Genomic DNA, 26,349 nt, shown 5'->3' on the forward strand with positions numbered 1-26,349 from the left:
CTGTCCCGAAACCTATTTTGGGACAGGCATTTTTATTTATTTTGAACTTGTTTCTCTTCGCACTATGAACTTTTTTGCATTTATTTCAAGGCTGTCGTCCAGGGGCTCTAAATTTATTTGATCATTATATTTTTTAGATAGGGCCAATTTTATAAATCTGTCTGACAACTCAGGATTTTTTGAAAGCAGGGAGCCGTGAAAATAAGTACCAAAACAGTTCTTGTATACACATCCTTCATAGCCGTCTTCTCCATTGTTTCCGTATCCCTTGATTACCTTTCCAAGCGGTTTCAGATTTCCTATATATGTCCTTCCAGAGTGGTTTTCAAAGCCGACATAGGTTTCGTTGAACTGATCATTGTGGATTACGGTATTTCCTATGAACCTCTTCTTGCCGCCTTCTGTGTATATATCTATTACTCCCAGTCCTGATAATTTTTTACCATCCGGAGTAGTATAATATTTGCCAAGAAGCTGATAGCCGCCGCATATTGATAAAAATACCTTCCCGTTTTCGATATATTTTTTTATCCCTGACTTCTTGTTTTTTATAAGATCTTCAGATACTATTGACTGTTCATAGTCCTGACCTCCGCCAAAGAAGACTATATCATATTTTTCCCATTCAAAAGGATCTCCGAGTGATATGTTTTTAATGTTTACAGTTATACCCCTTTTTTCAGCTCTGTATTTTAATATCCTTATATTCCCGAGATCTCCATATACATTCAATAGATCCGGATATAGATGACATATGTTAAGTTCCATAATAAAACACCTCTTTTAATTTACCATAACTTCTTTATGTATCCTTTTGAATTAAGATATTTCCTAAAGCCAATCATTGAAGTATAGGTTGCAAGTACATATATTTTGTTTTCTCTGCAGCTTTTTATTTCATCAGTAAGTTTTTTAAAATCCCTGCACAATATGAACTTGTTTTCGTCAAGCCCGGCAATTTTAAGCCTTATTGCCATATCGTAAAGCCTTATTCCCGAGATGAATATATTGTTTATATTAAGTGAAGACAGATTTTCAAAATTTACATCCCATATCCATGATACATCTCTTCCGTCTGCATAGTTGTCATTAAGAAGTACAGCAAGACTGAAAACTTTGCTGTCCAGCGCTATACTGTTTATTGCTTCATCATAGCCTGCAGGATTTTTTACCAGTATTATTTTGACTTCCTTGTGTTCTACATCTATGATTTCCTGCCTGCCAAAACTGCTTTCCTGATTTTCCAGTGAAGAATGGATTACAGAGCTAGGTATGTTACATACCCTTGCAACGGCATAGGCACATAGTGCATTGTACATGTTGTAAACCCCGGGCTGATTTATGTAGTATTCCTTTCCGTCTATTGCAACCAGGGAGCCATCCTGAGTTTTACTCTTGATTTCTTCAAGTGCATAATCCAGAGGTGGTCTTTTGTAACCGCAGTTGTCACAATAGAAATCACCCAGATGACTGTAGGTTATGAAATTGTATTTATAAGGATGCTTGCAATTTTTACAGAACTTTGAATCAGCATTTATATCAACTTCTTTACTGTGATTTAAACTGCACTTAAAACCGTAGTATATTGTCCTATTCTGAAGATTTATGTCGCCAAGGAGAGGCTCATCACCATTTAATACTAGATTTGAAATGGGTACTTTTTTTATGCCGTCTAAAATTTTATTTAAAGTAGTATACACCTCGCCATATCTGTCCAGCTGATCTCTGAATAAATTTGTGATGGCTATTACTTCAGGAGTTACATAGTCAGTTAAAAGCGTGAGGTTGGCTTCATCACATTCTATGACTGCATAATTTGTTTTACTGCATTTTTTAAAAGAATAGTTTTCTGAAAAGCAGGAAACTATTCCAGGCAGCATGTTTGCACCGGTATTATTGGTTATTACACATTTTCCACTGTCTTTTAACATATGGTATATCATACTTGTAGTGGTGGTCTTACCGTTTGTGCCTGTGACAATTATAACTTTATAGTTCTTGCAAAGAGTTTTCAAAATATTTTTGTCTAATTTTAGCGCAATCCTCCCTGGAAAATTGCTGCCACCTTTAAACAGGGTTCTTGACAGTTTTATTATTAATTTTGAAACTATAATGCTGAAAAAAGATTTTATGCTAATTTTTCACACCACCTTTTATTTAAAAATAGAACTAGCTATTTTTAACTCTTAAATATTATAATACAATATGATGAATTTTACATCAAAAAGTTGGCGTATGAAGAATAAAATTATGGAAGAATTAACTTGAGGTAAGGATGTGATTTAACTGAAAAGAGGATATATTTATTCTATACTGGCTGCTGTCATGTTTGGATCGGCAGGAATATTTGTCAAACTTGCATATAAAGTAGGACTTGATTCAATTAATATATTAATAGCCCAATATATTGCCGCTGTTGTCCTGATGTTTTTATTTATATTTGCAAAAAACAGAGAGCTGCTGCATGTAAAAAAGATACAAGTATTTCATCTGGCTGTTCTAGGTATATTCGGGACTACATTTATGACGCTGTTCTATTATGAGTCTCTTAAATATTTAAGTGTTGCCATGGTAACCATACTTTTGTTTACATATCCCATAATGATTTTTATATATTCCATTATTTTTAGAAATCAAAAGGTTACGTTTCAGAAGATAATGGCTGTAATATTGTCTTTTACAGGCTGTATTCTTGGGTTGAACATATTCAATGGCAGTATGGATTATACATTCAAGGGTATAATCTTCGGGCTTCTAAGTGCTGTATTCTATGCATTTATGAATTTGTACAGTGAAAAAAATCTTCAGAATATTGACTCCATGACTATAAATGCCTATTCAACATTATTTTCTTTAATAACCTTGGTCATATACAGTCCTCCATATTTTTTGTTCAACAATGATCTCAAATTGGAGGGAATATTTTATATAATTTTGCTTGCAGTTGTGACTGATGTAATACCGCTGACTCTTCTATATGCTTCAATAAAGTACATAGGGGCGGTTAGAACTTCTATAATATGTAACCTGGAAATACCGGCCTCCATTATTATGTCAGCTGCCATTCTGGGGGAAAAAGTATATATGCTTCAGATTATAGGAGCCTTGATGATTGTATTTGCAATCTACATTATTACCGGGAGAAAATAGGATTTATATAACAATTTGTTAACAATATGCTTATTGTGCAATCCGTGAGTATGATAGTATAATAAAAATTGTTGTTAAAATTATACTATGTAAAGTATTTTATATTTTAGAAATTTCATACATATTATGGCAGTGTATAAGATTAAAAAATTATAAAGAGAGAGAGTTGAAACAAGTGAGTATAGTGGAACTAATGCTTATGATCAAAGCAGTTATAATTGGAATTGTAGAGGGTATAACGGAATTCCTGCCTATATCTTCTACAGGACATATGATAATAGTAGGCAATTTAATCAATTTTCAATATCCACTTTATAGAAAGGCCTATGTGGACATGTTTGAGATTGTAATTCAGCTTGGAGCAATACTTGCAATACTGGTACTCTACTGGAATAAAATATCAGGATCACTTAAAAATCTTGCTCCCGGGAAATGGGGGTTCAAACTTTGGTTCAATATTTTCGTAGCTTTTATACCGGCAGCTGTAATTGGAGTTATATTCAATGATATGATACAGGAAAAATTGTTCAATCCCATAACTGTTGCCTGTGCACTTATATTTGGTGGGTTCCTCATGATATTCATGGAAAACAAATATAGGAGGGGCAACAAGACAAATAAAATTGAGGATGTAAATATAAGACAGGCTTTTAAGATAGGGTGTTTTCAATGTATATCGCTATGGCCCGGGATGTCGAGGTCTGCATCTACCATAATGGGAGCCTGGGTAAGTGGACTTACAAATATTGCAGCTGCAGAATTTTCATTTATATTGGCTATACCTACTATGATAGCTGCAAGTGGATATTCTCTCTTGAAGGTCAAGATAGCTATGACAGTTCCGGAAATAATAGCCCTTGTAATAGGTTTTGTAGTTTCATTCGTAGTTGCATTGGTAGTTGTGGATAAGTTTATAGGTTTCCTGAAGAAAAAACCTATGAGGGTCTTTGCCATATACAGAATATTTATTGGTATAGTGGTACTTGTCCTGGCTTTTAACCATGTAATAACGACTAATTTATAATTTTTAAAATTCTTGTTGACATATAAATAATAATCTATTATAATAAGTAACGTTGTCGTGTTAAGAAGAGTTGATTTAAGGAACATATCAGTCATTAAAAAATATTGATAAAGTGTTGACAAACTTGAATTAACATGATACAATATAAAAGCTGTCTAAAAGGACGGCGGAAGAAGAAAAATGATCCTTGAAAATTAAACAGAATAAGAAACAAGTGAAAACTTGAAGAAATAAACCAGCAATTCTTTTGAGCTGCAGAGATGCAGCAAAGTAAGAAATCAAGCCAGTGTGTTACAAGTATGTAACATGCCAAAATTGGCAGAGGCAAGCAAGACGAGAAAAAACTTGAATGAGGAGCAGAGTTTACTTGCGTAAATGAGCACCGAAGTGAAAGTTTTGACGAAGTATTGCGAAGTTAATGACAATTTTCAAATGAGTAGAGACAAACTTTTAAATTGAGAGTTTGATCCTGGCTCAGGACGAACGCTGGCGGCGTGCCTAACACATGCAAGTCGAGCGAAGGAACCCCTTCGGGGGCGACTTAGCGGCGGACGGGTGAGTAACACGTGGGTAACCTGCCTCAAAGAGGGGGATAGCCTCCCGAAAGGGAGATTAATACCGCATAACACCAGAAATCGCATGAATTCTGGATGAAAGGAGAAATCCGCTTTGAGATGGACCCGCGGCGCATTAGCTAGTTGGTGGGGTAGAAGCCTACCAAGGCAACGATGCGTAGCCGACCTGAGAGGGTGATCGGCCACATTGGAACTGAGATACGGTCCAGACTCCTACGGGAGGCAGCAGTGGGGAATATTGCACAATGGGCGAAAGCCTGATGCAGCAACGCCGCGTGGGTGATGAAGGTCTTCGGATTGTAAAGCCCTGTCTTCTGGGACGATAATGACGGTACCAGAGGAGGAAGCCACGGCTAACTACGTGCCAGCAGCCGCGGTAATACGTAGGTGGCGAGCGTTGTCCGGATTTACTGGGCGTAAAGGGTGCGTAGGCGGATGTTTAAGTGAGATGTGAAATACCCGGGCTTAACCTGGGTGCTGCATTTCAAACTGGATATCTGGAGTGCAGGAGAGGAGAACGGAATTCCTAGTGTAGCGGTGAAATGCGTAGAGATTAGGAAGAACACCAGTGGCGAAGGCGGTTCTCTGGACTGTAACTGACGCTGAGGCACGAAAGCGTGGGTAGCAAACAGGATTAGATACCCTGGTAGTCCACGCCGTAAACGATGAGTACTAGGTGTAGGAGGTATCGACCCCTTCTGTGCCGCAGTAAACACAATAAGTACTCCGCCTGGGAAGTACGATCGCAAGATTAAAACTCAAAGGAATTGACGGGGGCCCGCACAAGCAGCGGAGCATGTGGTTTAATTCGAAGCAACGCGAAGAACCTTACCTGGACTTGACATCCCCTGCATAGCCTGGAGACAGGCGAAGCCTTTCGGGGCAGGGAGACAGGTGGTGCATGGTTGTCGTCAGCTCGTGTCGTGAGATGTTAGGTTAAGTCCTGCAACGAGCGCAACCCTTGTTGTTAGTTGCTAACATTAAGATGAGCACTCTAACGAGACTGCCGCGGTTAACGCGGAGGAAGGTGGGGATGACGTCAAATCATCATGCCCCTTATGTCCAGGGCGACACACGTGCTACAATGGGCAGAACAAAGAGAAGCAATACCGCGAGGTGGAGCGAAACTCAAAAACTGTTCCCAGTTCGGATTGCAGGCTGAAACCCGCCTGCATGAAGCTGGAGTTGCTAGTAATCGCGAATCAGCATGTCGCGGTGAATACGTTCCCGGGCCTTGTACACACCGCCCGTCACACCATGAGAGCTGGCAACACCCGAAGTCCGTAGCCTAACTTAGGAGGGCGCGGCCGAAGGTGGGGTTAGTGATTGGGGTGAAGTCGTAACAAGGTAGCCGTAGGAGAACCTGCGGCTGGATCACCTCCTTTCTAAGGAGAAATGAAACAGTAATACTGTTTCAAAATGTTGGTAGTTTGTTTGAATTAGTAACTTGTAAAAATTGATAGTAACAAGCAGATTGAGGAAAAACGCGAATGAGGAGCAGAGTTTACCTGTGTAAATGAGCACCGCAGTGAGTGGTTTTGACGAAAAGATGCGAAGTTAATAGAAATTTTTATTCTGTTTAATTTTGAAGGATTATATCCTTCAAAATTGTTGTTCTTTGAAAATTGCACAGTAAGAAAAATAGAAGTCGAAAGACTTCATATTTAAAGTAAAGCTAAGGTTAGAAATAACCTTTGTAGATTATACTTGTCTGTATAATACATTTTATATTTACCGGCAAGCATAAGTGATTAAAAATTGGTAATGACGAGTATGACAAGGAAAAGACCAAATGAGGAGCGGAGTTTACTTATGTAAATGAGCACCGCAGAGAGGTATTTGACGTAGTCATAGGAAGTCAGTAGCAATTTTTTAAAAGGTCAAGCTACAAAGGGCGCATGGTGAATGCCTTGGCACCAGGAGCCGAAGAAGGACGTGATAAGCTGCGATAAGCTTCGGGTAGACGCAAATAGTCTGTGAACCGAAGATTTCCGAATGGGGAAACCCACAGTGGAAGCACTGTACTCCAAGCTGAATAAATAGGGTTGGGGAGGTAAACCCGGGGAACTGAAACATCTAAGTACCCGGAGGAAGAGAAAGAAAAATCGATTTTCTAAGTAGCGGCGAGCGAAAGGGAAAGAGCCCAAACCAGGAACTTGTTCCTGGGGTTCGGACAGACAATGTGAACAATAGGTTAACTGAAGAGAGCTGGAAGGCTCCGCCACAGAAGGTAAAAGCCCTGTAAGTGAAAGCTGAAAAAGTTCTAGTCTGTACCAGAGTACCACGAGACACGAGAAACCTTGTGGGAAAGAGGGAGGACCACCTCCTAAGGCTAAATACTACCTGGTGACCGATAGAGAAGAAGTACCGTGAGGGAAAGGTGAAAAGAACCCCGGAAGGGGAGTGAAATAGAACCTGAAACCGTGTGTCCACAACCGATCGAAGCACTTTTACGTGCGACGATGTGCTTTTTGTAGAACGAGCCAGCGAGTTACGGTATGCAGCAAGGTTAAGCACTTAAGGTGCGGAGCCGAAGGGAAACCGAGTCTTAAAAGGGCGGCTAGTTGCATGCTGTAGACCCGAAACCGGGTGACCTATCCATGGCCAGGTTGAAGCGGAAGTAAAATTCCGTGGAGGACCGAACCACGTTGGTGTTGAAAAACCATGGGATGAGCTGTGGATAGCGGAGAAATTCCAATCGAACTCGGAGATAGCTGGTTCTCCTCGAAATAGCTTTAGGGCTAGCGTCGCCAATGAGTAATGGAGGTAGAGCACTGAATGGGCTAGGGGCTGACAACAGTTACTGAACCCTATCAAACTCCGAATGCCATATACTTGAATGACGGCAGTCAGACTGCGAATGATAAGATCCGCGGTCAAAAGGGAAACAGCCCAGATCATCAGCTAAGGTCCCAAAGTGTAAGTTAAGTGGAAAAGGATGTGGGATTTCGAAGACAACTAGGATGTTGGCTCAGAAGCAGCCACTCATTCAAAGAGTGCGTAACAGCTCACTAGTCGAGAGATCCTGCGCCGAAGATGTCCGGGGCTAAAACTTACCACCGAAGCTATGGACTCGAAAGAGTGGTAGAGGAGCATCCTGTACGGATAGAAGCAGTACCGGAAGGAGCTGTGGACTGTACAGGAGAGAGTATGCTGGCATAAGTAGCGAGAAATAAGTGAGAATCTTATTGGTCGAAGACCTAAGGTTTCCTGGGGAAGGTTCGTCCGCCCAGGGTTAGTCGGGACCTAAGCCGAGGCCGAAAGGCGTAGGTGATGGACAATCGGTTGATATTCCGATACCGCAAACTTGCGTTTGACAGAAGGGATGACGCAGAAGGATAGGATGTGCACACTATTGGATGTGTGTCTAAGCACTGAAGCAGGCCGGAAAGGAAAATCCATCCGGTCAATGCCGGGGTGTTATGGGGATCCAATTATGGAGAAGTATCCGATTTCACACTGCCGAGAAAAGTCTCTATGGAGCAGGTTAGTGCCCGTACCGCAAACCGACACAGGTAGGTGAGGAGAGAATCCTAAGACCATCGGAAGAATTGTTGTTAAGGAACTAGGCAAATTAACTCCGTAACTTAGGGATAAGGAGTGCCCCGAAAGGGGCCGCAGAGAATAGGCTCAAGCAACTGTTTATCAAAAACACAGGTCTCTGCTAAAGCGAAAGCTGAAGTATAGGGGCTGACGCCTGCCCGGTGCTGGAAGGTTAAGGGGAATACTAAGCCGTAAGGCGAAGGTATGAACTTAAGCCCCAGTAAACGGCGGCCGTAACTATAACGGTCCTAAGGTAGCGAAATTCCTTGTCGGGTAAGTTCCGACCCGCACGAATGGCGTAATGATTTGAGCACTGTCTCGACAACAAATCCGGCGAAATTGTAGTGCAAGTGAAGATGCTTGCTACCCGCGATTGGACGGAAAGACCCCGTAGAGCTTTACTGCAGTTTAGCATTGAGTTTCGGTATTGTCTGTACAGGATAGGTGGGAGGCATGGAAACCGGGGCGCCAGCCCTGGCGGAGCCACCCTTGGGATACCACCCTGACAGTACTGGAATTCTAACCGGCGGCCATGAAACTGGTCACGGGACATTGTTAGGCAGGCAGTTTGACTGGGGCGGTCGCCTCCTAAAAAGTAACGGAGGCGCCCAAAGGTTCCCTCAGAAGGGTCGGAAATCCTTCTTAGAGTGCAAAGGCATAAGGGAGCCTGACTGCGACACATACAGGTGGAGCAGGGACGAAAGTCGGGCTTAGTGATCCGGTGGTACCTCGTGGGAGGGCCATCGCTCAACGGATAAAAGCTACCTCGGGGATAACAGGCTGATCTCCCCCAAGAGTTCACATCGACGGGGAGGTTTGGCACCTCGATGTCGGCTCGTCGCATCCTGGGGCTGAAGTAGGTCCCAAGGGTTGGGCTGTTCGCCCATTAAAGCGGCACGCGAGCTGGGTTCAGAACGTCGTGAGACAGTTCGGTCCCTATCCGTCGCGGGCGCAGGAAATTTGAGAGGAGCTGTCCTTAGTACGAGAGGACCGGGATGGACTGACCTCTGGTGCACCAGTTGTTCCGCCAGGAGCATTGCTGGGTAGCTATGTCGGGAAGGGATAAACGCTGAAAGCATCTAAGCGTGAAGCCCACCTCAAGATTAGATTTCCCACAGCGTAAGCTGGTAAGACCCCTCGGAGAACACGAGGTTGATAGGTCAGGGGTGTAAGCATGGCAACATGTTGAGCTGACTGATACTAATAGGTCGAGGGCTTGATCAAAATATATCTTACTGTGCAATTTTCAGAGAACAATAGTATTCCATATGGGATACATATGTTGTTGAAATACTGCGGGAGACTGCAGTAAGTAAATTGATAGTAACGAGCAGATTGAGGAAAAATATGAACGGGGAGCAGAGTTTACTTATGTAAATGAGCACCGGAGTGAATGATTTTGACGAAAATATGCGAAGTTAATAGCAATTTATGATTGATCTGGTGGTTATGACGTGAAGGTAACACCCCTTCCCATTCCGAACAGGATGGTTAAGCTTCATCGTGCCGAGAGTACTGCAGGGGTAGCCCTGTGGCAGGGTAGGTAGCTGCCGGGTTTTATAAATTGTTCCGTGGTAGCTCAATGGTTGAGCATTCGGCTGTTAACCGAAGGGTTGGAGGTTCGAGCCCTCTCCACGGAGCCATTTTATTTTTTGAATAAAGTATAAAAGAAGCAAATCAGATTAAACCTGATTTGCTTTATTTTTGTTCTGATTGGAAGATAAAATTAATACAGTAGTTATTATGCATACTCCTCCTACAATATCGAATATACCGAAGGGTATATTGAGCCATACTACAGAAACAATGGTGGAAGACAGGGGTTCGACACAGGACAATAAGCTTGTCTCTGATGGAGTTATATAATTTGTGCTTGCCAGAAACCAGTAAAAGGCGATTAATGTTCCGAATACTACTATATAGACAATTCCCAGCATTGTACTTAGGGTATAATGACCCTGAACTTTCCAGATAGGGTGTACAAAGCTAAAAGCTAGTCCACCTATAAGCATTCCCCATCCAAGTACGGTATCGCATCCCCATTTGCTTATAATATAACGGGGCTGCAGTATATAAAAGGCTGAAGCAAAAGCTGATAGTACTCCCCAGAATAGAGCTAAACTTGAAATGGACAAGGAGCTGATATTTCCCTTGCTGACTATAAAAAATGTACCTAACAGAGCAAGTACAATTGATATCAATTCTTTTGAATTTGGAAATTTTTTAGTGCATATCATCAAATAGAGTACAATTATTACCGGACTTAAGTATTGAAGTATGGTTGCCGTAGCAGCATTGCAATATTTAATGGTAGCAAAATATCCATATTGTGTACCTATAAGTCCAAATATACCAAATAAAATAAGATTTCTACGCCCGTATTTAGATTTCCATATATCAAATATTTTTTTGCCGTTTTTAATATACAACAATATCAAAAATATTATGCCAGATAATAGGAGTCTTGTGTCTGCCATCCATTCTGGATTTATATTTTTGTCATTGAAAAGATATTGTGCTACTGCACCGGATACACCCCACAATACTGAGGATGCTGCTACAAGATATATTCCTTTTGATCTGGAATAAGATTTTAATATAAGTTCGTTGTTCATATTGTATCCTCTCAATTCTGTTAGATTAATAATTTTATAAACAGATAATATTATACCAGTTAACAGCACTAAATCAATTCCAATTTGTATATATAAAAATCATTTACTTAAAAAATTATCATAAAAATGCTATTATGTATTTAGAATAATTGTATTTCAATTTTTAATTAATAATTATTGGGGTGATTCTTTGAAAATAAAAGATATTATGAATAAAAATTTGGGTATGCTGAAACCGTTTGTTTATAATAGAAATAGTTTAATTGACGACATTAAAAATTTCTTGCTGAGTGAGCATGAAAAATGTTTCCCTGTGGTTGACAGCGAAGGTAAATTTCTTGGAATTGCTGATGTATGTAATTTAAATGATACTTTAAAAGAGAATAGGGATTTTAATATTACCAGAGTTAATGTTTTAAATTATGAGGATACTTTATTCAAGGATAAAATTTGTCTTGATGATGATTATTTGAACAAGTATCGTTTTGTTTATGTTGTTAATAGGCCAGGAGAGCTTGTTGGGTTTATTTCCTGTGAACTTATCAGGCTTGTGAGAAATGAAAATGCATTAGGTATGTTTTTAGCTGCCATAGACCAGATTCATGACGGGATTGTAATAGTGGACAGAAATTCTAAAATAATATATGTTAATGAGGCTTATTCAAGAATTTTGAATGTGTATAAACATAAGGTCCTGAATAAATTTATAAGTGAAATAGAGCCAGGAGCTGTTATTTTGAAAAGTTTAAAAGAGGGGAAGCCTAGGATAAATACTTTGGTCAAAGTTAAAAGTATAGGTAAAGAAATCATAGTTAATATAAGTCCCATAATTATGGACAATGAGCTTCTTGGTGCAATATCTGTTTTTAAAGATATTACGGAGATATCCATATTGAACAGAGAATTAAAAAAGGTAAGAAAGTTGACAGGGATTATATATAATGACAGTGTCAAATCCCACAATAGTCTTCCTAAGAGTTTTTCCAATATAATAGGAAGTGACAAAAAATTTGTAGAATGTTTAAAGCTGGCTTCCATAGTGGCACCTACAGATGCTACGGTACTGATTGAAGGTGAAAGTGGAGTTGGAAAAGAGGTAGTAGTAAATGCAATAGTGAATTCTAGTGATAAGAGGAAATCCCCTTTTGTAAATATAAATTGTTCTGCTATTCCTGAAAGTTTGTTTGAAAGTGAATTATTTGGATATTCACAAGGATCATTTACTGGTGCACAAAAAGGTGGAAAGTTGGGTAAATTTGAAATAGCTGATAAAGGAAGCATATTTTTAGATGAAATAGGAGAAATGCCTATTTTTATGCAGGCAAAGCTTCTTAGAGTATTACAATCCGGTGAAATTCAGAAAATTGGTTCTAATAGCATTAATACAGTAGATATAAGGATTATAGCTGCTACAAATAAAGATCTAAAATTAATGGTACAGGAAGGAAAGTTTAGGGAAGACCTTTATTTTAGATTGAATACATTTAAGATAAAAATACCTCCTCTCAGGGAAAGAGGAAGGGATATAATTATTTTGGCAAATTATTTTCTCAAATTATACTGTAGTAAATATAATAAAAAACTGACATTTTCTGAAGATGTTATAAAAGTGCTGCTAAATGACAAATGGAGTGGAAATGTTAGGCAGCTTCAGAGTTGTATTGAATATTCAGTTATAATATGCCAGGGAGATACTATAGGGGTTGAGAATTTACCGGATGAAATAAAATATTCTTCTTCAGTTAAAGATAGTACTACATATAAAAATGATAATTTGAAACACATTATATCCAGTGTGGAGAAGGAAGAAATAATAAATGAACTGAAGAAATCAAATGGAAATAGAACCTATGCCATGAAAAAGCTTGGAATGTGCAGGAGAACCTTTTATCGTAAGCTAAAGAGATATGATATCGACCCCAATATGTATACTAGATGATATGTATACTTTGTATATAATCGTATACAAAGTATATGATGGAATTGATAAAAAATCCGGAACATTGATTTTATATTGCCTTGAAAAGGGCATTATTTTTTTGGCATGGAATATGCTTTTCAATATAATTGTCAGATAAATAATATATTTTGTGAAGAAGGTGGATTTATGAAAACGATAAGAATTGGGGGAGCTCAAGGCTTCTGGGGTGATTTGAATGATGCTCCTATTGAAATGGCCCAAAAGGATAATGTAGATTATATATCCTGTGATTATTTGGCAGAACTTACTTTGTCGATAATGCAGAGACAGAAGGAACGCCATCCGGAAGCAGGATATGCCAGGGATTTTATAAAAGCATTGAAGGAAATGCTTCCAATGGTTAAAGAAAAGGGGATAAAGGTTCTGACAAATGCAGGTGGAATGAATGTAAAATCTGCAGTTGAGGCAGCAAAACAGGTGGTTAAGGAGTCAGGTTATAATTTGAAAATAGGATATGTACTTGGCGATGATGTAATGGATATAATACCTGATTTAAGAAAGCAGGGTATATCAATGAATAATATGGATACAGGGGAATCTATAGATACAATTTTACCCCATATGGTAAATGCAAATGTATATTATGGTTCAGAGCCTGTATTGGAATGTCTTCAAGGTGGAGCAGATATAGTAATAGTAGGCCGTTCTACAGATACAGCTCTGTTTTTAGCACCACTTGAATATGAATTTGGATGGAAAAATGGAGATTGGGATTCACTTGCTACTGGTATTTTGACAGGTCATCTTTCAGAATGTGGGGCACAGGCAACTGGAGGAAATTATGACTATGATTGGAGGAACGTTCCTCATCCAGAAGATCTGGGGTACCCTATAGCTGAAATAAGTGAACCTGGAAGAATAGTGATGACAAAAACGAAGGATACAGGAGGCCTTGTAACTGTTGAGTCAATAGAAGAACAGTTGTTTTATGAGATACATGATCCCAGAAAGTATTTGACACCGGATGTTGTTGCGGATTTTAGCGAGATAAATTTAAAGCAGATAGGAAAGGACAGGGTTTTGGTTGAAGGCGTGAAGGGGCATAAAAGGCCTGATACATTGAAACTTTGTGTTGGATATACTGAAGGATACAGGAATGTAGCATATTTGCCTTTTAGTTGGCCTGATGCACTTGATAAGGCGAAGAGGGCTGCGCAGATACTTGATGACAGGCTTACAAATAAAAAACTGGATTATATAGAAAAGAGAATTGATTTTGTTGGACTTAATTCACTTCATGGACCACTTGCAGAGGAAATAAAACAGGAACTCAATGAGGTTGTACTTCGAATAGCAATAAAAACTAAAACACGGCAGGAGGCCAATAAGTTGACTCCTGAGATTGCACCATTTATTCTAAATGGACCACCGGCATCCTGTTTCTTTGGGGGTAGGACCAGAGCTGCAGAAGTATTTGCATTATGGCCGACGCTTATTCCTAGGGATGCAGTTAAACTTGAGGCTTATGTAGAGGAGGTAAAATAGTATGATAATTAAATTAAAGGATATAGCTCATGGAAGATCAGGAGATAAAAGTGATACGGAAAATGTATGTATTTTTGCACGTGATCCTAAATATTATGATGCAATGAAAAGGCAGCTTACACCTGAAGCTGTAAAAGAGCACTATAAGGGTATTGTAAAAGGTGATGTAATAAGATATGATATTCCGCAGCTTTATGGGTTTAATTTTGTACTCCACCATGCCTTGGACGGAGGAGCAACACGTTCACTTAGGCTGGACACACTTGGAAAGTGCATGGAAGCGGCACTTTTAAGATTTGAAATTGATTTGGATAAATAAGATTAATAAAGGGGATGGAAAATATGAAAACAAGTAGTTATTCAGGTTTTTACAAGCTTTCACCTGAGAATAGGTTGAAGGAGGTTAGCGAACTTACAGGCTTGTCAGAAGAAGAGCAGGAGGTAATAAAAGAACCAGGTGCCCTTGATATAGACAAGGCAGATCACATGATTGAAAATGTAGTGGGTACTTTTCAGCTTCCAATGGGGATTGCCCTTAATTTCATTATAAATGGTAAAGATTATGTTATACCCATGGTAACTGAGGAACCATCTGTAGTTGCAGCTGCAAGTAATGCTGCCAAAATGGCCAGAGAAACAGGAGGCTTTTTTGCCAGTAATACAGGTTCCATAATGATTGCACAAATTCAGATTATTGATATTAAGGATCCTAATTATGTAAAGATGAAGATCCATGAAAACAAAAATAAGATTATCAAGATCTGCAATGATAAAGATCCGGTTCTAGTTAAGTTCGGTGGTGGTGTTCAGGATGTTAAAGTGAGAGTGATTCAGTCTAATGTGGGACAAATGGTTATAGTTCATCTTGAAGTTAATACATTAGATGCAATGGGTGCCAATGCTGTCAATACCATGGCCGAGGCTGTAGCCCCTTTTATTGAGAAAATTACAGGGGGCAAGGTATATTTAAGAATTCTATCTAATTTGGCAATACACAGACTTGCCCGTTCAAGAGTAACTATTAAGAAAGAAACCTTGGGTGGAGAAGAAATAGTGGATAAAATAATTACAGCATATGCTTTTGCTGATGCGGATCCATATAGGGCAGCCACGCATAACAAGGGAATTATGAATGGAATAAGTGCAGTGGTTATGGCTACAGGAAATGATACGAGAGCTATAGAATCTGGAGCTCATGCCTATGCTTCACGTTCCGGACAATACACATCACTCACAACATGGGAAAAGAATGAGGAGGGTGACCTGGTAGGTACAATTGAAATTCCCATGGCAGTTGGCCTTGTAGGTGGAGCTACAAAGATTCATCCAGCAGCACAGATCTCAGTTAAGATGCTTGGAATCAAAAGTGCTGTGGAACTTGGAGAAATTATTGCTTCCGTAGGATTGGCACAAAATCTTGCAGCAATCAAGGCTTTGGCTACAGAAGGTATTCAGAGGGGACATATGTCGCTTCATGCCAGAAATATTGCTTCTGTTGCAGGGGCAAAAGGTGAATTGCTAGAGAAGATTGTAAAAAAGATGGTAAGTGAAAAAAAAGTAAGGTTGGAGTATGCGCAGGAACTTGTGAAGAAATATTCTGGCTCAAAATAATATATGATAGCTATCTTGTATAAGTAAAAATATTTTTACTTATACAAGATAATATTATCAAAAACAATTTTATGGAGGTTAATTATGGAAAGCAAAATTTATGCGGATATATGGGGTGATACGGTAAATGTCAGACATCTTTTCTTTGCAATTATTATTGGAATAGCTATTAGCTTGCCATGTTTTATTCTTAGCTTGAGGATCATACATGCTAATTTTCCGGAGATAGCTTTGAAACTATGCAAAGCCTATGCCCTGTTGATTGGCATGCTATCTTCCCTGTTTAGTGCATTTATATCAGCTAGATTATTTAAACCAAAACGTATTCTGCAGGAAAAAAATTTTTCTGAAGAAGACAGAAATCTGGTGTTGGAAGAAATTGATGTGGACTTGGATAAAGAGAGAGAAGAATTAAAGACAGTAGAAAAAGGAATTGTAGAAGAGATGAAAAGTCTTAAATTGTATGAACTCTTTGCTGGAGAAAACAATGATAAATAAAGGAAGGGAGATGGTAGATTATGGATGCATTACTTTTGCATAATATATTATGGGGTATTGGAAGTGCCATTCTCGGCGGTGTGATTTTTTCATTTATAGGGCTTATATCTGGAACTGATGAAACCGCCACAGTAGCACCAATAACTTTGCTGATTATTTTACTTGGTTTTCCTCCTGTAGCCATATTCTCATTTTTTATCGGCGGAGCTGTTTCCAAACATATGACCCATGCAATTCCGACAGCTCTAATGGGTGTCCCGGGAGATACCATGGCTGTTCCACTTTTGGAATATGCAAATGTTCTAAGGCGATTGGGTGTTCCTCATATTGCTCTGCGAAAAATGATTTCCGGAGCAATTATCGGAGCAATCATTGCTCTTCCTATTTCAATTGGGTTTGCCACTTTGCTTGCTCCATTTTCGCACATAGTGGAAGTATGGGCACCTATTATTTTTACAGTTGCAGCAATTATAATTGCATATACATCTAAAGGCAAGTGGGCCAGTGTATTTGTATTGATACCCTTTGCTGTATTTCTTCAAGGTGTAATCAAATTAGCCAGTGCTGGACATCAGAGCATTTCCATAGGGATATTTCTTGGTATTGCTATTGGTCCGATGTTTGCTGACATAATTACTCTTTTATCCCCGGTGACTCATGATTCCATTCTTAGGAGTTCACCAAAAGAATTTTGGCTGGCTCCAGAATTAAAGACATGGAAGGGTTATTTTCCCAATCCATTAAAAATGCTTACACGTGGACAAACTAAATATACTTTGATAGGTGCAGGTATATCCGCGCTTACTTTTACATTCAGTCCTGTAGGAATGACGGTAATGATCGGAGAAATAGTTGCATCCAAAGTAAAAAGTTTATATCAGCGGCTTACAACTTGTCTGAGTGTGATGAATGCCGTAACTGAAGCAACTTATATAGCTGAGACATTAATACCTTTGGTTGCCTTTGGAATACCACTCAGTCCTGTAGGGCTTGGACCGGCAGGACCTTTGTTCAATGCTCCTCCTGTATTTTCCAGTCAGCCTGTTCACAATCTGCATAATATGATGACATCGGGACAGTTTGCATTATATGGATTAATGGGCATTATAATAGCTTATATCATAGCCTATCCATTATCTATGAATTATGCCAGAAAAGCCAGTGCATGGGTTTTAAAATATGTTAGCCAGGAAGCTATAATCTGTATGTTCGTTGGATTGATAACAGTTTTATCTTTCTATGAAGCTGGTTTTATTGGAATTGGGATTTCATTGACAATTGGTATTTTTGGTGGTATATTAAATAGATTTTTTGGTGTCCATACTGGAGTACAGTATATGACTTTTTATGCATCCAGCTGGATAGTACTCAAACTCTTTGGAATTTAATTTTATTTGGGGAGGTTTTTATAGATGAGAAAGATACGAATAGGGTCGGGGGCGGGTTTTTCAGGAGATAGAATAGAACCTGCCGTGGAGATTATGAAAAAAGGGAATTTGGATTATATTATATTTGAGTGTTTGGCAGAAAGAACTATAGCCATTGGACAGCATCAAAAACTAATAAATAGAAATAAAGGTTATAACGAATTACTTGAATATCGTATGAAAAAGATATTGCCTTTGTGCAAGAAAAATAGAATAAAGGTAGTAACCAATATGGGGGCTGCAAATCCTGTAGCTGCAATTAAGGCAGTTAAAAGAACTGCTCTGGAAATGGGAATAAAGGATCTGAAGATAGCGGCCGTATTGGGAGATGATATTTTAGAACATATAGATGAATATATGAATTTTGAGATACTTGAAACAGGTAAAAAGCTGAACTCCATAAAATCAAATATAATATCTGCAAATGCCTATATAGGAGTACAGGGCATAATAGAAGCTCTGGAAAATGGTGCTGATATTATAGTAACTGGAAGAGTCGCCGATCCATCTTTGACCCTGGCACCTTTGATATTTGAATTCGGATGGGATGAAAACGATTATGAACTATTGGGGAAGGGTACTTTGGCTGGACATCTGCTGGAATGTGCGGGACAGGTAACTGGAGGGTATTTTGCAGATCCTGGATATAAAGATGTAACCGATCTTTGGAATTTAGGGTTTCCTGTAGCAGAAATAACTGAAAATGGAGATATAACTGTAACGAAGCTTGAGGATGCAGGCGGAATAGTTGATGAACGTACTTGCAAAGAACAGGCGATATATGAGATCCATGATCCGGCAAATTATTTTACACCTGATGTTACAGCAGATTTTTCACAAATAACTATTGACAAAATTGGCATGAATAAAGTGTTGATAAAGGGGGCATTTGGAAAAGAAAAAAATGGTTTATTTAAAGTGAGTATAGGTTATAAGGATTGTTATATAGGTGAGGGGGAAATAAGTTATGGTGGGTCAGGTGCATATAAAAGGGCAGATCTGGCGGGAAAAATAATTAGAAAAAGATTGGAATATATAAATTTGCCTATAGAGGAACTGAAAGTGGATATTATAGGAGTCAATTCCCTGTATGGAAATTACTTAGGCCAAAAAATAAATACAGGAGATGACTTTAAGGAGGTAAGACTTAGAGTTGCTGCAAGGGTTTTAAATAAAAAAGATGCGAAAACAATAGGGAATGAAGTTGAAGCGCTTTATACCAATGGTCCAGCAGGCGGGGGAGGGGTGAGAAAATATGTTGATGAAGTAGTATCAATTGCATCAATCTTTGTATCACATAAAGATATAAAAATAAAAGTTGTTTATGAGAAGGTGTAGAAATGAAATTGAGGAGTATTGCACACTCAAGAACGGGAGATAAAGGGAATATATCAAATATATCACTTATAGTGTATAAATATGAGGATTACAAATTAATTGAAGAGAAGGTAACTGCAGAAAAAGTCAAAGTATGGTTTAAAGACATAGTGAATGGGGAAGTAGAAAGATATGAACTCCCTAAAATAGGTGCCTTAAATTTTGTCATGCATGATGCATTGGGTGGAGGAGTGACAAGATCCTTGTCACTGGATAGGCATGGGAAAAGTCTAAGCTCGGTTTTACTGGACATGGATATATAAAGAAATGGGTATGGGTTTGTTCTCCTATACTCATTCCCTAGTTACTCCTTACTTATTTTATTTCCATCGCTTTTTAGGACAATATCTCCATCCACATCTGTTCTATATATTTGTATTTTCTTCTTTTTGAGCCTGTTTACTATTTTCTTGGTGGGATGACCGTATTTATTGTTCTTGCCGCAGCTTATCACAGCTGTTGTTGGATTTACCCTGTCGAGAAATTTCTGCGAGGTAGAGCTTGAACTGCCATGATGTCCCACTTTTAACACATCAGCTGAGAGGTCATAATTTTTATCTATCATTTCCTGCTCGCTTTCTTTTTCGGCATCCCCTGTAAACAGAAATCTTGTGTTGCCATAGGTTATTTTTAATACCACCGAATAGTTATTGGTGTCGAGGTAACTACTGCTGTTTGGAGCCAGTATTTCAGCTGAAACATTATCACCCATTTCCAATTTTGAACCGGGTGCCGGTAAGTCTATTTTCATATTTTTGTCTTTTAATGCCTGTATCATATGTTCAAAGGTTCTTGTGTTTGCAACTTTTTTAGGGGCAATAAATGTATCAATGTCATATTTTTTTATTAGGTCACTCATCCCACCTATATGATCTTCATCAGGGTGGGTTGCTATTACATAATCAAACTTTTTTATATTTTGTTTGTCTAAATATGACATAAATTTATCCCTGCTGCTGTTTGGGCCAGCGTCTATTAAAAGATTTTTACCATTTACTTGTATCAATTCACTGTCACCCTGTCCCACATCTATGTAGCTCACTTTAAGACCATCATAGGATGAATTTTCAACAGTTGTATTTGTACACCCGAGCAGCGAGAGTGAAAATATTAATATTAGTGAAAGCAAAATGCTATATTTTTGTATGGATTTCAACTGTTATCACCACCTATTTATGTTGATTTATATATTGTGAATTTAGGAGAGCCTCTGATATTTTTCCCTTTATGGTTTCAGTAAGCTTGTCTTTTTGTTCTTTTGATAAATCCTTTGTATAAATTGGATCACATATGAAAAAATTTACATCACCGGCTTTTAAATTTCCATGAGGATTGCCTTCTCTTAATTTATAACTGCCATCTATAGCTATGGGAACAATTGGAACCATGGATTTTAATGCAAGTTTAAGACTTCCTTTTTTAAATTCGCCCATTTTTGGACCACGGCTTCTGGTACCCTCTGGAAATATTACCATGCTGTGGCCTCCTTTTAAAATATTAATTCCTTCATTTATGGATTTTATTGATTCTCTTATATTGCTTCTATCCATAAAAACACATTTAATTTGTTCCATCCAATAGCTTATTATTCCAACCTTTTTTATTTCCTTTTTTGCAATGAAGCCAACTGACCTGTCTATGGATGAAATCATTATGGGGATATCTAAAAATCCCTGATGATTTGATACAAAAAGACAGGCTTCTTTGGGGATTTTTTCAATCCCATTTACATTAACTTTTATGCCCATGATTTTTAGAATAAAATCGGCCCAGCGTTTTACAGAACTATATGTATATGACTGAACTTCTTCTTCGGTACCAATTTTTTTAAGCCTTTCTAATTTTGTTTTTTTAAGTAGAGAATACAGCATATATAGTACAAGAAGAAAATAGAGTAAAATGCTTTTTAACATAATAATTGTGCCTCCTGTGATCATTTTTATTGACCATCCTATTATATCACATATGCATGTTAATTATATAAAATAATTATGCAGAAAAGTCCAATATAGCTTAATGTAATCCTTTAGATGATGTAAATGAAAGTTTGAATAAAAAAAAGTCATAAATAAGAAAATTTTTATTTGCTTATAATTATTAAAGATGGTACAATATAAACATATTATTCTAAATGAACCTTAGTATATACTGAATTATACAATGGTTAGACGAAATGGATATAATATATTTATACATAGCTGGGAAAAAGATAAATTAATAAATTGAAATGTTAGGCATGATTTAATTCAAAAATATCTTATTTTCTATAGTGCCAATATGAAAGGGAGATGGTTTTTAATGTATAATTATAAGTTGGAGAATGTAGAAGAACCTAACTTATATAAAAATATATTTCCATATGATGAAATTCCTAAAATAGTTTTTAATGGTGTACAACTTCCTATGAATATACCGGATAATATCTGCATTACCGATACAACATTCAGGGATGGACAGCAATCTATGGAGCCATTTACTTTAGAGGAAATAGTTAATATATATGATTACCTTCATGAATTGGATAATAACTCCGGAATAATAAGGCAAAGTGAATTTTTCTTATACAGTGAAAAGGACAGAAAAGCTGTAGAGGTCTGTATGGAAAGAGGATATGAGTTCCCTGAAATAACTTCATGGATAAGGGCCAACAAGGAGGACTTCAAACTTGTAAAGGATATGGGTATAAAGGAAACGGGAATGCTTATGTCCTGCTCCGATTATCATATATTTAAAAAGTTGAGAAAGACAAGAGAAGAAACTGTAAATATGTATCTTTCCGTTGTGGAAGAAGCATTGAATAATGGAATAAGACCAAGATGCCATCTGGAAGATATAACAAGAGCGGATTTTTATGGATTTGTAGTCCCTCTGGTAAATAAATTGATGGATATGTCATGTGAGTCGGGAATTCCTATAAAAATAAGATTATGTGATACCCTTGGGGTTGGGGTTTCATATGGGCAGACGGATGTGCCAAGAAGTGTACAGGGACTTGTGCATGGACTTAGAACTATATGCAATGTTCCAGAGGAGTGTATGGAATGGCATGGACACAATGATTTTTATTCTGCAGTGGACAATTCAACTACTGCATGGCTTTATGGAGCTTCATCTGTAAATAGCACCCTTTTTGGAATTGGCGAAAGGACAGGAAATTGTCCTCTTGAAGCAATGGTGTTTCAATATGCACAAATTAAGGGCAATACCAAGAATATGAAGCTTGAGGTTATAACTGAAATAGCAAATTATTTTAAAAATCAACTTGGATATGATATTCCACCTAAGACACCTTTTGTTGGAAGTCAGTTCAATGTTACAAAAGCCGGCATACATGCAGATGGAATGCTCAAGGATAAAGAGATTTATAATTCATTTGATACGAACAAGATACTTGCAAGACCAGTTGTAATCGAGATAAACCAGTATTCAGGACTTGCTGGTATTGCAGCATGGATCAATACCTATTATAGATTAAAGGATGAAGATAAAGTAGACAAAAGGGACAATAGAGTTGTAGAAATAAAGAAATGGGTAGATGATCAGTACAAGATGGGAAGAACAAATATAATAAGAAATAGTGAAATGGAGCTTCTTGTAAAAAAATTAATGCCTGAAATACTTGAAAAAGGGGAAGAAAGAGCATGTTGACTAAAATAAATTATTTGGAGGCATTGAAATGAGGCATAAGGTTACCCTTATCAAAGGGGATGGAATAGGACCGGAAGTTTGTATGGCAGCCAGGAAGGTTGTAGATAAAAGTGGAGCAGATATTGATTGGGAGATCTTTGAAGCAGGGGCTGCTCTACTTGAAGAGTATGGTACACCTATACCGGCACATATAATAGAAAGTATAAGAAAGAATGGAGTAGCCCTTAAAGGTCCGGTCACCACGCCTGTTGGAAAAGGGTTTAAAAGTGTAAATGTTACTTTGAGGAAAGAGTTAAATTTATATGCGAATATAAGACCTATAAAAACCTATGCTGGAGTAAAATCCAGATATGAAAATGTAGATATGGTTATTTTTAGAGAAAATACCGAGGATTTATATGCAGGCATAGAGCATATGATAAACAGTGAAATAGCTGAGAGCATCAAGATAATATCAAAAGGTGCCAGTAGAAAGATAGTGAAAGCTGCTTTTGATTATGCAGTTAAGAATGGAAGGAAAAAGGTTACGGCAGTTCATAAAGCAAATATAATGAAACTTTCAGATGGACTTTTCTTGAAAACTGCACAGGAAGTAGCAGAAGAATATGATAATATTGAATTTGAAAGTGTGATAGTAGATGCTATGAGCATGAAGCTTGTGTTAAATCCTGAAAATTATGATGTTCTGGTTATGCCTAATTTATACGGAGATATCTTATCTGATATGGCATCGGGGCTTATAGGGGGACTTGGGCTGGTTCCCGGAGCGAATATAGGTGAGGATGCGGCAGTATTTGAAGCTGCACATGGATCTGCACCTGATATTGCAGGAAAAAATAAAGCTAATCCTACTGCTATAATACTTTCATCAATCATGATGCTTAGATATCTGGGAGAAGATGCTCCTGCAGATAGGATAGAGAATGCAGTTGAAAGCGTGTTAAAAGAAGGAAAGTACTTGACCTGTGATCTGGGTGGGAATTCTACTACTGATGAATTTACAGATGCAATAGTTTCAAAATTAGACCTCAATTGAATACAAATAAAAAACTGCAGATTTCTGTTGCCAGTAATTCTGCAGTTTTCTACAATTAAATTAGAGTCTGGTTAAGTCATAAGGTGTTTCCTGATATACGTAGTAGTTAAGCCAGTTCAAAAATAATAAATTAGCATGTCCCTTCCATCTGGAAAGAGGGGCTTTTTTTATGTCATCATCAGGGAAATAATTTTTAGGTATTTCTATAGGAAGATTACTTGCCTTGTCCCTTTCATATTCGGCTTTTAATGTAAGGGTATCATATTCAGAATGACCGGTAACGAATATATCGCGGCCTCCTTTTGTAGCCACTATATAGACTCCTGCTTCTTCTGATTCTGATAGTAGTTCAAGTTCAGGAACCTTTTCAATGTCCTCTCTTTTTATGGTGGTATGTCTTGAGTGTGGTGCATAAAATAAATCATCAAAACCCCTTAATAATTTTACATTTCTTTTATTCAGTGTATGTGGAAATACACCGAACATCTTCTTGTCCAATAGATATTTTGGAATGCCAAAATGATGGTAAAGGCCGGCCTGTGCTCCCCAGCATATGTGGAATGTGGAATATACATTTTTTAAAGACCAGTCCATTATTTCAGTAAGCTCATCCCAATAATCCACATCTTCAAATTTTAGTTTTTCAACAGGTGCTCCTGTTATTATCATACCGTCAAATTTTTTATCCCGTATTTCATCAAAGGTTTCGTAATACTTAAAAAGGTATTCTTCAGAAGTATTTTTTGTCATGTGGGATTGTGGGTATATCAAGGTTATATTCACTTGAAGCGGAGAATTACTAAGAAGTCTGAGCAGCTGTGTTTCAGTGACGGTTTTAACTGGCATCAGATTCAATATGACTATATTAAGAGGTCGTATATCCTGTCTGGTTGCACGTTTTTCGTTCATCACGAATATATTTTCGGCTTTTAATATTTTGGAAGCTGGAAGACCATTAGGTATATTTATTGGCATATGACTCATCCTTTACAAATAATTGATTATGAATAATAAAAAGCCATTTTTCTATATAAGAAAAATGGCTTGCGATATCGAACTATTTTTCTTATCTTTCAGAAAAAAATTCTGTAGGAATTAACACCATACATTCAAATGAAAAATGCTGGTTGTCGGGCATCATTGGGCCTATCCCTCTGCCACTCTTGATAAGATTTTATTTGATTTTAATGAATATGATATACCAAAATTATGTGTCTGTCAAGATAATTGAATTTAAAATTTTTGTGTTGACAAGTACACTAAAAAGTATTAGCATTAAATAAACTGTAATTTAACAACTTAATATTGTTCTTATCAAGAGAGGTGGAGGGACTGGCCCTGAGAAACCCGACAACCAGCATGTAGCTCATGCAAGGTGTTAATTCCTACAGAATAGTGAAAATTCTGAGAGATAAGAAAAGAACGCTGTAATGAGATGATATGAATTTAGGCTGCTTTTCTTAAATAGGAGGCAGCTTTTTATTAACTAAATTTTTATGAGGAGAGAGCTTATGAGTATAATAAATATATTTAACAATAAGGAATTTATACTTTCTTTTGAGGCAATACCGCCAAAAAATAAAAATAATTTTAGCAGTTTTGAAAATAAAATCAATAATTTAAGTAAAATGAACCCGGATTTTATAAGCGTGACTTATGGAGCAGCAGGGAGAAGCAAAGATGGATCCATGGAGGCTGCTTTGTATATAAAAGATAAATACGATATAGAGGTACTGTCCCATCTCACCTGTATAAATTCTACAGAGGAGGAAATAGAGAAATATATATCTGAACTTACAAGAGGGGGAGTAAGTAATATACTTGCACTTAGGGGAGACATTGTGAGAAATGCTGATGCATTTATAAATACCAAGTATAGATATGCCAAGGAACTGGTGAAATATATCTCCAAAAAAGGCAACCTATGTATTGCAGCGGCAGCATATCCTGAGGGACATGCCGAGTCAAAGAATTTGGATGAAGATATTCTGCATCTTAAGGAAAAGGTGGATTGTGGAGTTGATTTTCTTATTACCCAGTTTTTTTTCGACAACAATTATTTTTATAGATTCAGGGAAAAAATGGATAAAATAGGACTGAATATACCTGTAGTGGCCGGTATAATGCCGGTTGTAAAGGCAAGGCAGATTAAAAATATGAGCTCACTTGGAGGTGCAAATTTATCTGAAAAACTTTTAAATATAATAGATAAATATGGTGAAAGTGATGAAGATTTTTTTAAGGCAGGAGTTGAATATAGTTTAAATCAGACATTGGATTTAATAAAAAACGGAATAAAAGGCATCCATCTGTATACTATGAATGATTTAACTGCTGTAAATTACATAGTAGAAAATTTATAGGGTGGATGAAAAGGGG

General features: G+C 37.6%; 20 protein-coding genes, 1 tRNA gene, 3 rRNA genes and 2 riboswitches. Of the genes, 18 read left to right on the plus strand and 6 right to left on the minus strand.

Annotated elements, in window-relative coordinates; translation table 11 throughout:
- Positions 1 to 36: 36 nt before the first annotated feature.
- Positions 37 to 768 carry a type 1 glutamine amidotransferase gene (locus ACSVC9_RS00955; RefSeq protein ID WP_446898528.1) on the minus strand — a complete coding sequence of 244 codons (732 nt, stop codon included), beginning with the start codon at positions 766 to 768 and terminating at the stop codon, positions 37 to 39.
- A 20-nt stretch (positions 769 to 788) separates the two neighbouring features.
- Positions 789 to 2,138, minus strand: coding sequence for a MurT ligase domain-containing protein (locus ACSVC9_RS00960; RefSeq protein ID WP_446899776.1), 1,350 nt, complete (start codon positions 2,136 to 2,138; stop codon positions 789 to 791).
- A 187-nt stretch (positions 2,139 to 2,325) separates the two neighbouring features.
- On the opposite strand from ACSVC9_RS00960, the gene ACSVC9_RS00965 reads away from it, so the two are divergent.
- The 6 genes from ACSVC9_RS00965 (at position 2,326) to ACSVC9_RS00990 (ending at position 9,935) form a co-directional block, all read left to right on the plus strand.
- Positions 2,326 to 3,150, plus strand: coding sequence for a DMT family transporter (locus ACSVC9_RS00965; protein ID WP_446898529.1), 825 nt, complete (start codon positions 2,326 to 2,328; stop codon positions 3,148 to 3,150).
- Between the two features lie 193 nt (positions 3,151 to 3,343).
- On the plus strand, positions 3,344 to 4,174 hold the full coding sequence (locus ACSVC9_RS00970) for an undecaprenyl-diphosphate phosphatase (RefSeq protein WP_446899777.1): 831 nt from the start codon (positions 3,344 to 3,346) through the stop codon (positions 4,172 to 4,174).
- Positions 4,175 to 4,625: 451 nt separating this feature from the next.
- Positions 4,626 to 6,134, plus strand: a 16S ribosomal RNA gene (locus ACSVC9_RS00975).
- Positions 6,135 to 6,627: 493 nt separating this feature from the next.
- Positions 6,628 to 9,516 (plus strand): 23S ribosomal RNA (locus tag ACSVC9_RS00980).
- A gap of 215 nt (positions 9,517 to 9,731) precedes the next feature.
- Positions 9,732 to 9,848: ribosomal RNA gene (gene rrf / locus ACSVC9_RS00985) — 5S ribosomal RNA — on the plus strand.
- The 16S, 23S and 5S rRNA genes sit together here with 1 tRNA gene alongside, the layout of an rRNA operon.
- Before the next feature lie 12 nt (positions 9,849 to 9,860).
- Positions 9,861 to 9,935 (plus strand) — tRNA-Asn (locus ACSVC9_RS00990).
- A gap of 39 nt (positions 9,936 to 9,974) precedes the next feature.
- On the opposite strand, the gene ACSVC9_RS00995 is transcribed toward ACSVC9_RS00990, so the two are convergent.
- Positions 9,975 to 10,907, minus strand: coding sequence for a DMT family transporter (locus ACSVC9_RS00995; RefSeq protein ID WP_446898530.1), 933 nt, complete (start codon positions 10,905 to 10,907; stop codon positions 9,975 to 9,977).
- Positions 10,908 to 11,115: 208 nt separating this feature from the next.
- On the opposite strand from ACSVC9_RS00995, the gene ACSVC9_RS01000 reads away from it, so the two are divergent.
- From ACSVC9_RS01000 to ACSVC9_RS01040, 9 genes are all read left to right on the plus strand, one after another.
- Entirely contained in the window at positions 11,116 to 12,846 is a 1,731-nt protein-coding gene (locus ACSVC9_RS01000) for a sigma 54-interacting transcriptional regulator (protein WP_446898531.1), read from the plus strand.
- Between the two features lies 1 nt (position 12,847).
- Entirely contained in the window at positions 12,848 to 12,985 is a 138-nt protein-coding gene (locus tag ACSVC9_RS01005; RefSeq protein ID WP_446898532.1) for a hypothetical protein, read from the plus strand.
- Positions 12,986 to 13,014: 29 nt separating this feature from the next.
- Positions 13,015 to 14,373, plus strand: coding sequence for an acyclic terpene utilization AtuA family protein (locus tag ACSVC9_RS01010; protein ID WP_446898533.1), 1,359 nt, complete (start codon positions 13,015 to 13,017; stop codon positions 14,371 to 14,373).
- 1 nt (position 14,374) lies between these two features.
- Positions 14,375 to 14,692: an AtuA-related protein gene (locus ACSVC9_RS01015; protein WP_446898534.1), complete on the plus strand. Its 318-nt coding sequence runs from the start codon at positions 14,375 to 14,377 to the stop codon at positions 14,690 to 14,692.
- A 23-nt stretch (positions 14,693 to 14,715) separates the two neighbouring features.
- Positions 14,716 to 15,984 (plus strand): hydroxymethylglutaryl-CoA reductase, degradative, encoded by a 1,269-nt coding sequence (locus ACSVC9_RS01020; protein WP_446898535.1) that lies wholly within the window; start codon positions 14,716 to 14,718, stop codon positions 15,982 to 15,984.
- Positions 15,985 to 16,068: 84 nt separating this feature from the next.
- On the plus strand, positions 16,069 to 16,482 hold the full coding sequence (locus tag ACSVC9_RS01025; RefSeq protein ID WP_446898536.1) for a hypothetical protein: 414 nt from the start codon (positions 16,069 to 16,071) through the stop codon (positions 16,480 to 16,482).
- Between the two features lie 20 nt (positions 16,483 to 16,502).
- The gene (locus ACSVC9_RS01030; protein WP_446898537.1) at positions 16,503 to 17,870 is read left to right on the plus strand and encodes a tripartite tricarboxylate transporter permease; all 1,368 of its coding nucleotides are present in this window, start codon (positions 16,503 to 16,505) and stop codon (positions 17,868 to 17,870) included.
- A 24-nt stretch (positions 17,871 to 17,894) separates the two neighbouring features.
- Positions 17,895 to 19,247, plus strand: a complete 1,353-nt coding sequence (locus tag ACSVC9_RS01035; RefSeq protein WP_446898538.1) for an acyclic terpene utilization AtuA family protein — start codon at positions 17,895 to 17,897, stop codon at positions 19,245 to 19,247.
- Between the two features lie 2 nt (positions 19,248 to 19,249).
- Positions 19,250 to 19,549, plus strand: a complete 300-nt coding sequence (locus ACSVC9_RS01040; RefSeq protein ID WP_446898539.1) for an AtuA-related protein — start codon at positions 19,250 to 19,252, stop codon at positions 19,547 to 19,549.
- Between the two features lie 41 nt (positions 19,550 to 19,590).
- Here ACSVC9_RS01040 and ACSVC9_RS01045 read toward each other — a convergent pair whose 3' ends face one another.
- Together ACSVC9_RS01045 and ACSVC9_RS01050 are read right to left on the minus strand one after the other, a co-directional pair.
- Complete coding sequence (locus tag ACSVC9_RS01045) at positions 19,591 to 20,442, minus strand: ComEC/Rec2 family competence protein (protein ID WP_446898540.1); 852 nt, start codon at positions 20,440 to 20,442, stop codon at positions 19,591 to 19,593.
- A 13-nt stretch (positions 20,443 to 20,455) separates the two neighbouring features.
- Positions 20,456 to 21,199: a lysophospholipid acyltransferase family protein gene (locus tag ACSVC9_RS01050; RefSeq protein ID WP_446898541.1), complete on the minus strand. Its 744-nt coding sequence runs from the start codon at positions 21,197 to 21,199 to the stop codon at positions 20,456 to 20,458.
- 385 nt (positions 21,200 to 21,584) lie between these two features.
- On the opposite strand from ACSVC9_RS01050, the gene ACSVC9_RS01055 reads away from it, so the two are divergent.
- Positions 21,585 to 22,934 (plus strand): 2-isopropylmalate synthase, encoded by a 1,350-nt coding sequence (locus tag ACSVC9_RS01055; RefSeq protein WP_446898542.1) that lies wholly within the window; start codon positions 21,585 to 21,587, stop codon positions 22,932 to 22,934.
- A 28-nt stretch (positions 22,935 to 22,962) separates the two neighbouring features.
- Positions 22,963 to 23,970 (plus strand): isocitrate dehydrogenase (NAD(+)), encoded by a 1,008-nt coding sequence (locus ACSVC9_RS01060; RefSeq protein ID WP_446898543.1) that lies wholly within the window; start codon positions 22,963 to 22,965, stop codon positions 23,968 to 23,970.
- Positions 23,971 to 24,030: 60 nt separating this feature from the next.
- Here ACSVC9_RS01060 and metA read toward each other — a convergent pair whose 3' ends face one another.
- On the minus strand, positions 24,031 to 24,945 hold the full coding sequence (gene metA, locus ACSVC9_RS01065) for a homoserine O-acetyltransferase MetA (protein ID WP_446898544.1): 915 nt from the start codon (positions 24,943 to 24,945) through the stop codon (positions 24,031 to 24,033).
- 88 nt (positions 24,946 to 25,033) lie between these two features.
- Positions 25,034 to 25,143: riboswitch (SAM riboswitch) on the minus strand.
- Between the two features lie 135 nt (positions 25,144 to 25,278).
- A riboswitch (SAM riboswitch) is annotated at positions 25,279 to 25,388 on the plus strand.
- A gap of 93 nt (positions 25,389 to 25,481) precedes the next feature.
- On the opposite strand from metA, the gene metF reads away from it, so the two are divergent.
- A complete protein-coding gene (metF, locus tag ACSVC9_RS01070) occupies positions 25,482 to 26,333 on the plus strand; it encodes a methylenetetrahydrofolate reductase [NAD(P)H] (RefSeq protein WP_446898545.1) in 852 nt (283 codons plus the stop codon).
- Positions 26,334 to 26,349: the final 16 nt, after the last annotated feature.

This window comes from Clostridium sp. LBM24168 (assembly GCF_052953915.1).

What these genes read in the sequence shown, in the direction of transcription:
- ACSVC9_RS00955 (WP_446898528.1), bottom strand. Translation starts at nt 768, where the DNA reads ATGGAACTTAACATATGTCATCTATATCCGGATCTATTGAATGTATAT.
- ACSVC9_RS00965 (WP_446898529.1), top strand. Translation starts at nt 2,326, where the DNA reads ATGTTTGGATCGGCAGGAATATTTGTCAAACTTGCATATAAAGTAGGA.
- ACSVC9_RS00970 (WP_446899777.1), top strand. Translation starts at nt 3,344, where the DNA reads ATGCTTATGATCAAAGCAGTTATAATTGGAATTGTAGAGGGTATAACG.
- ACSVC9_RS00995 (WP_446898530.1), bottom strand. Translation starts at nt 10,907, where the DNA reads ATGAACAACGAACTTATATTAAAATCTTATTCCAGATCAAAAGGAATA.
- ACSVC9_RS01000 (WP_446898531.1), top strand. Translation starts at nt 11,116, where the DNA reads ATGAATAAAAATTTGGGTATGCTGAAACCGTTTGTTTATAATAGAAAT.
- ACSVC9_RS01005 (WP_446898532.1), top strand. Translation starts at nt 12,848, where the DNA reads ATGTATACTTTGTATATAATCGTATACAAAGTATATGATGGAATTGAT.
- ACSVC9_RS01010 (WP_446898533.1), top strand. Translation starts at nt 13,015, where the DNA reads ATGAAAACGATAAGAATTGGGGGAGCTCAAGGCTTCTGGGGTGATTTG.
- ACSVC9_RS01015 (WP_446898534.1), top strand. Translation starts at nt 14,375, where the DNA reads ATGATAATTAAATTAAAGGATATAGCTCATGGAAGATCAGGAGATAAA.
- ACSVC9_RS01020 (WP_446898535.1), top strand. Translation starts at nt 14,716, where the DNA reads ATGAAAACAAGTAGTTATTCAGGTTTTTACAAGCTTTCACCTGAGAAT.
- ACSVC9_RS01025 (WP_446898536.1), top strand. Translation starts at nt 16,069, where the DNA reads ATGGAAAGCAAAATTTATGCGGATATATGGGGTGATACGGTAAATGTC.
- ACSVC9_RS01030 (WP_446898537.1), top strand. Translation starts at nt 16,503, where the DNA reads ATGGATGCATTACTTTTGCATAATATATTATGGGGTATTGGAAGTGCC.
- ACSVC9_RS01035 (WP_446898538.1), top strand. Translation starts at nt 17,895, where the DNA reads ATGAGAAAGATACGAATAGGGTCGGGGGCGGGTTTTTCAGGAGATAGA.
- ACSVC9_RS01040 (WP_446898539.1), top strand. Translation starts at nt 19,250, where the DNA reads ATGAAATTGAGGAGTATTGCACACTCAAGAACGGGAGATAAAGGGAAT.
- ACSVC9_RS01050 (WP_446898541.1), bottom strand. Translation starts at nt 21,199, where the DNA reads ATGTTAAAAAGCATTTTACTCTATTTTCTTCTTGTACTATATATGCTG.
- ACSVC9_RS01055 (WP_446898542.1), top strand. Translation starts at nt 21,585, where the DNA reads ATGTATAATTATAAGTTGGAGAATGTAGAAGAACCTAACTTATATAAA.
- ACSVC9_RS01060 (WP_446898543.1), top strand. Translation starts at nt 22,963, where the DNA reads ATGAGGCATAAGGTTACCCTTATCAAAGGGGATGGAATAGGACCGGAA.
- metA (WP_446898544.1), bottom strand. Translation starts at nt 24,945, where the DNA reads ATGCCAATAAATATACCTAATGGTCTTCCAGCTTCCAAAATATTAAAA.
- metF (WP_446898545.1), top strand. Translation starts at nt 25,482, where the DNA reads ATGAGTATAATAAATATATTTAACAATAAGGAATTTATACTTTCTTTT.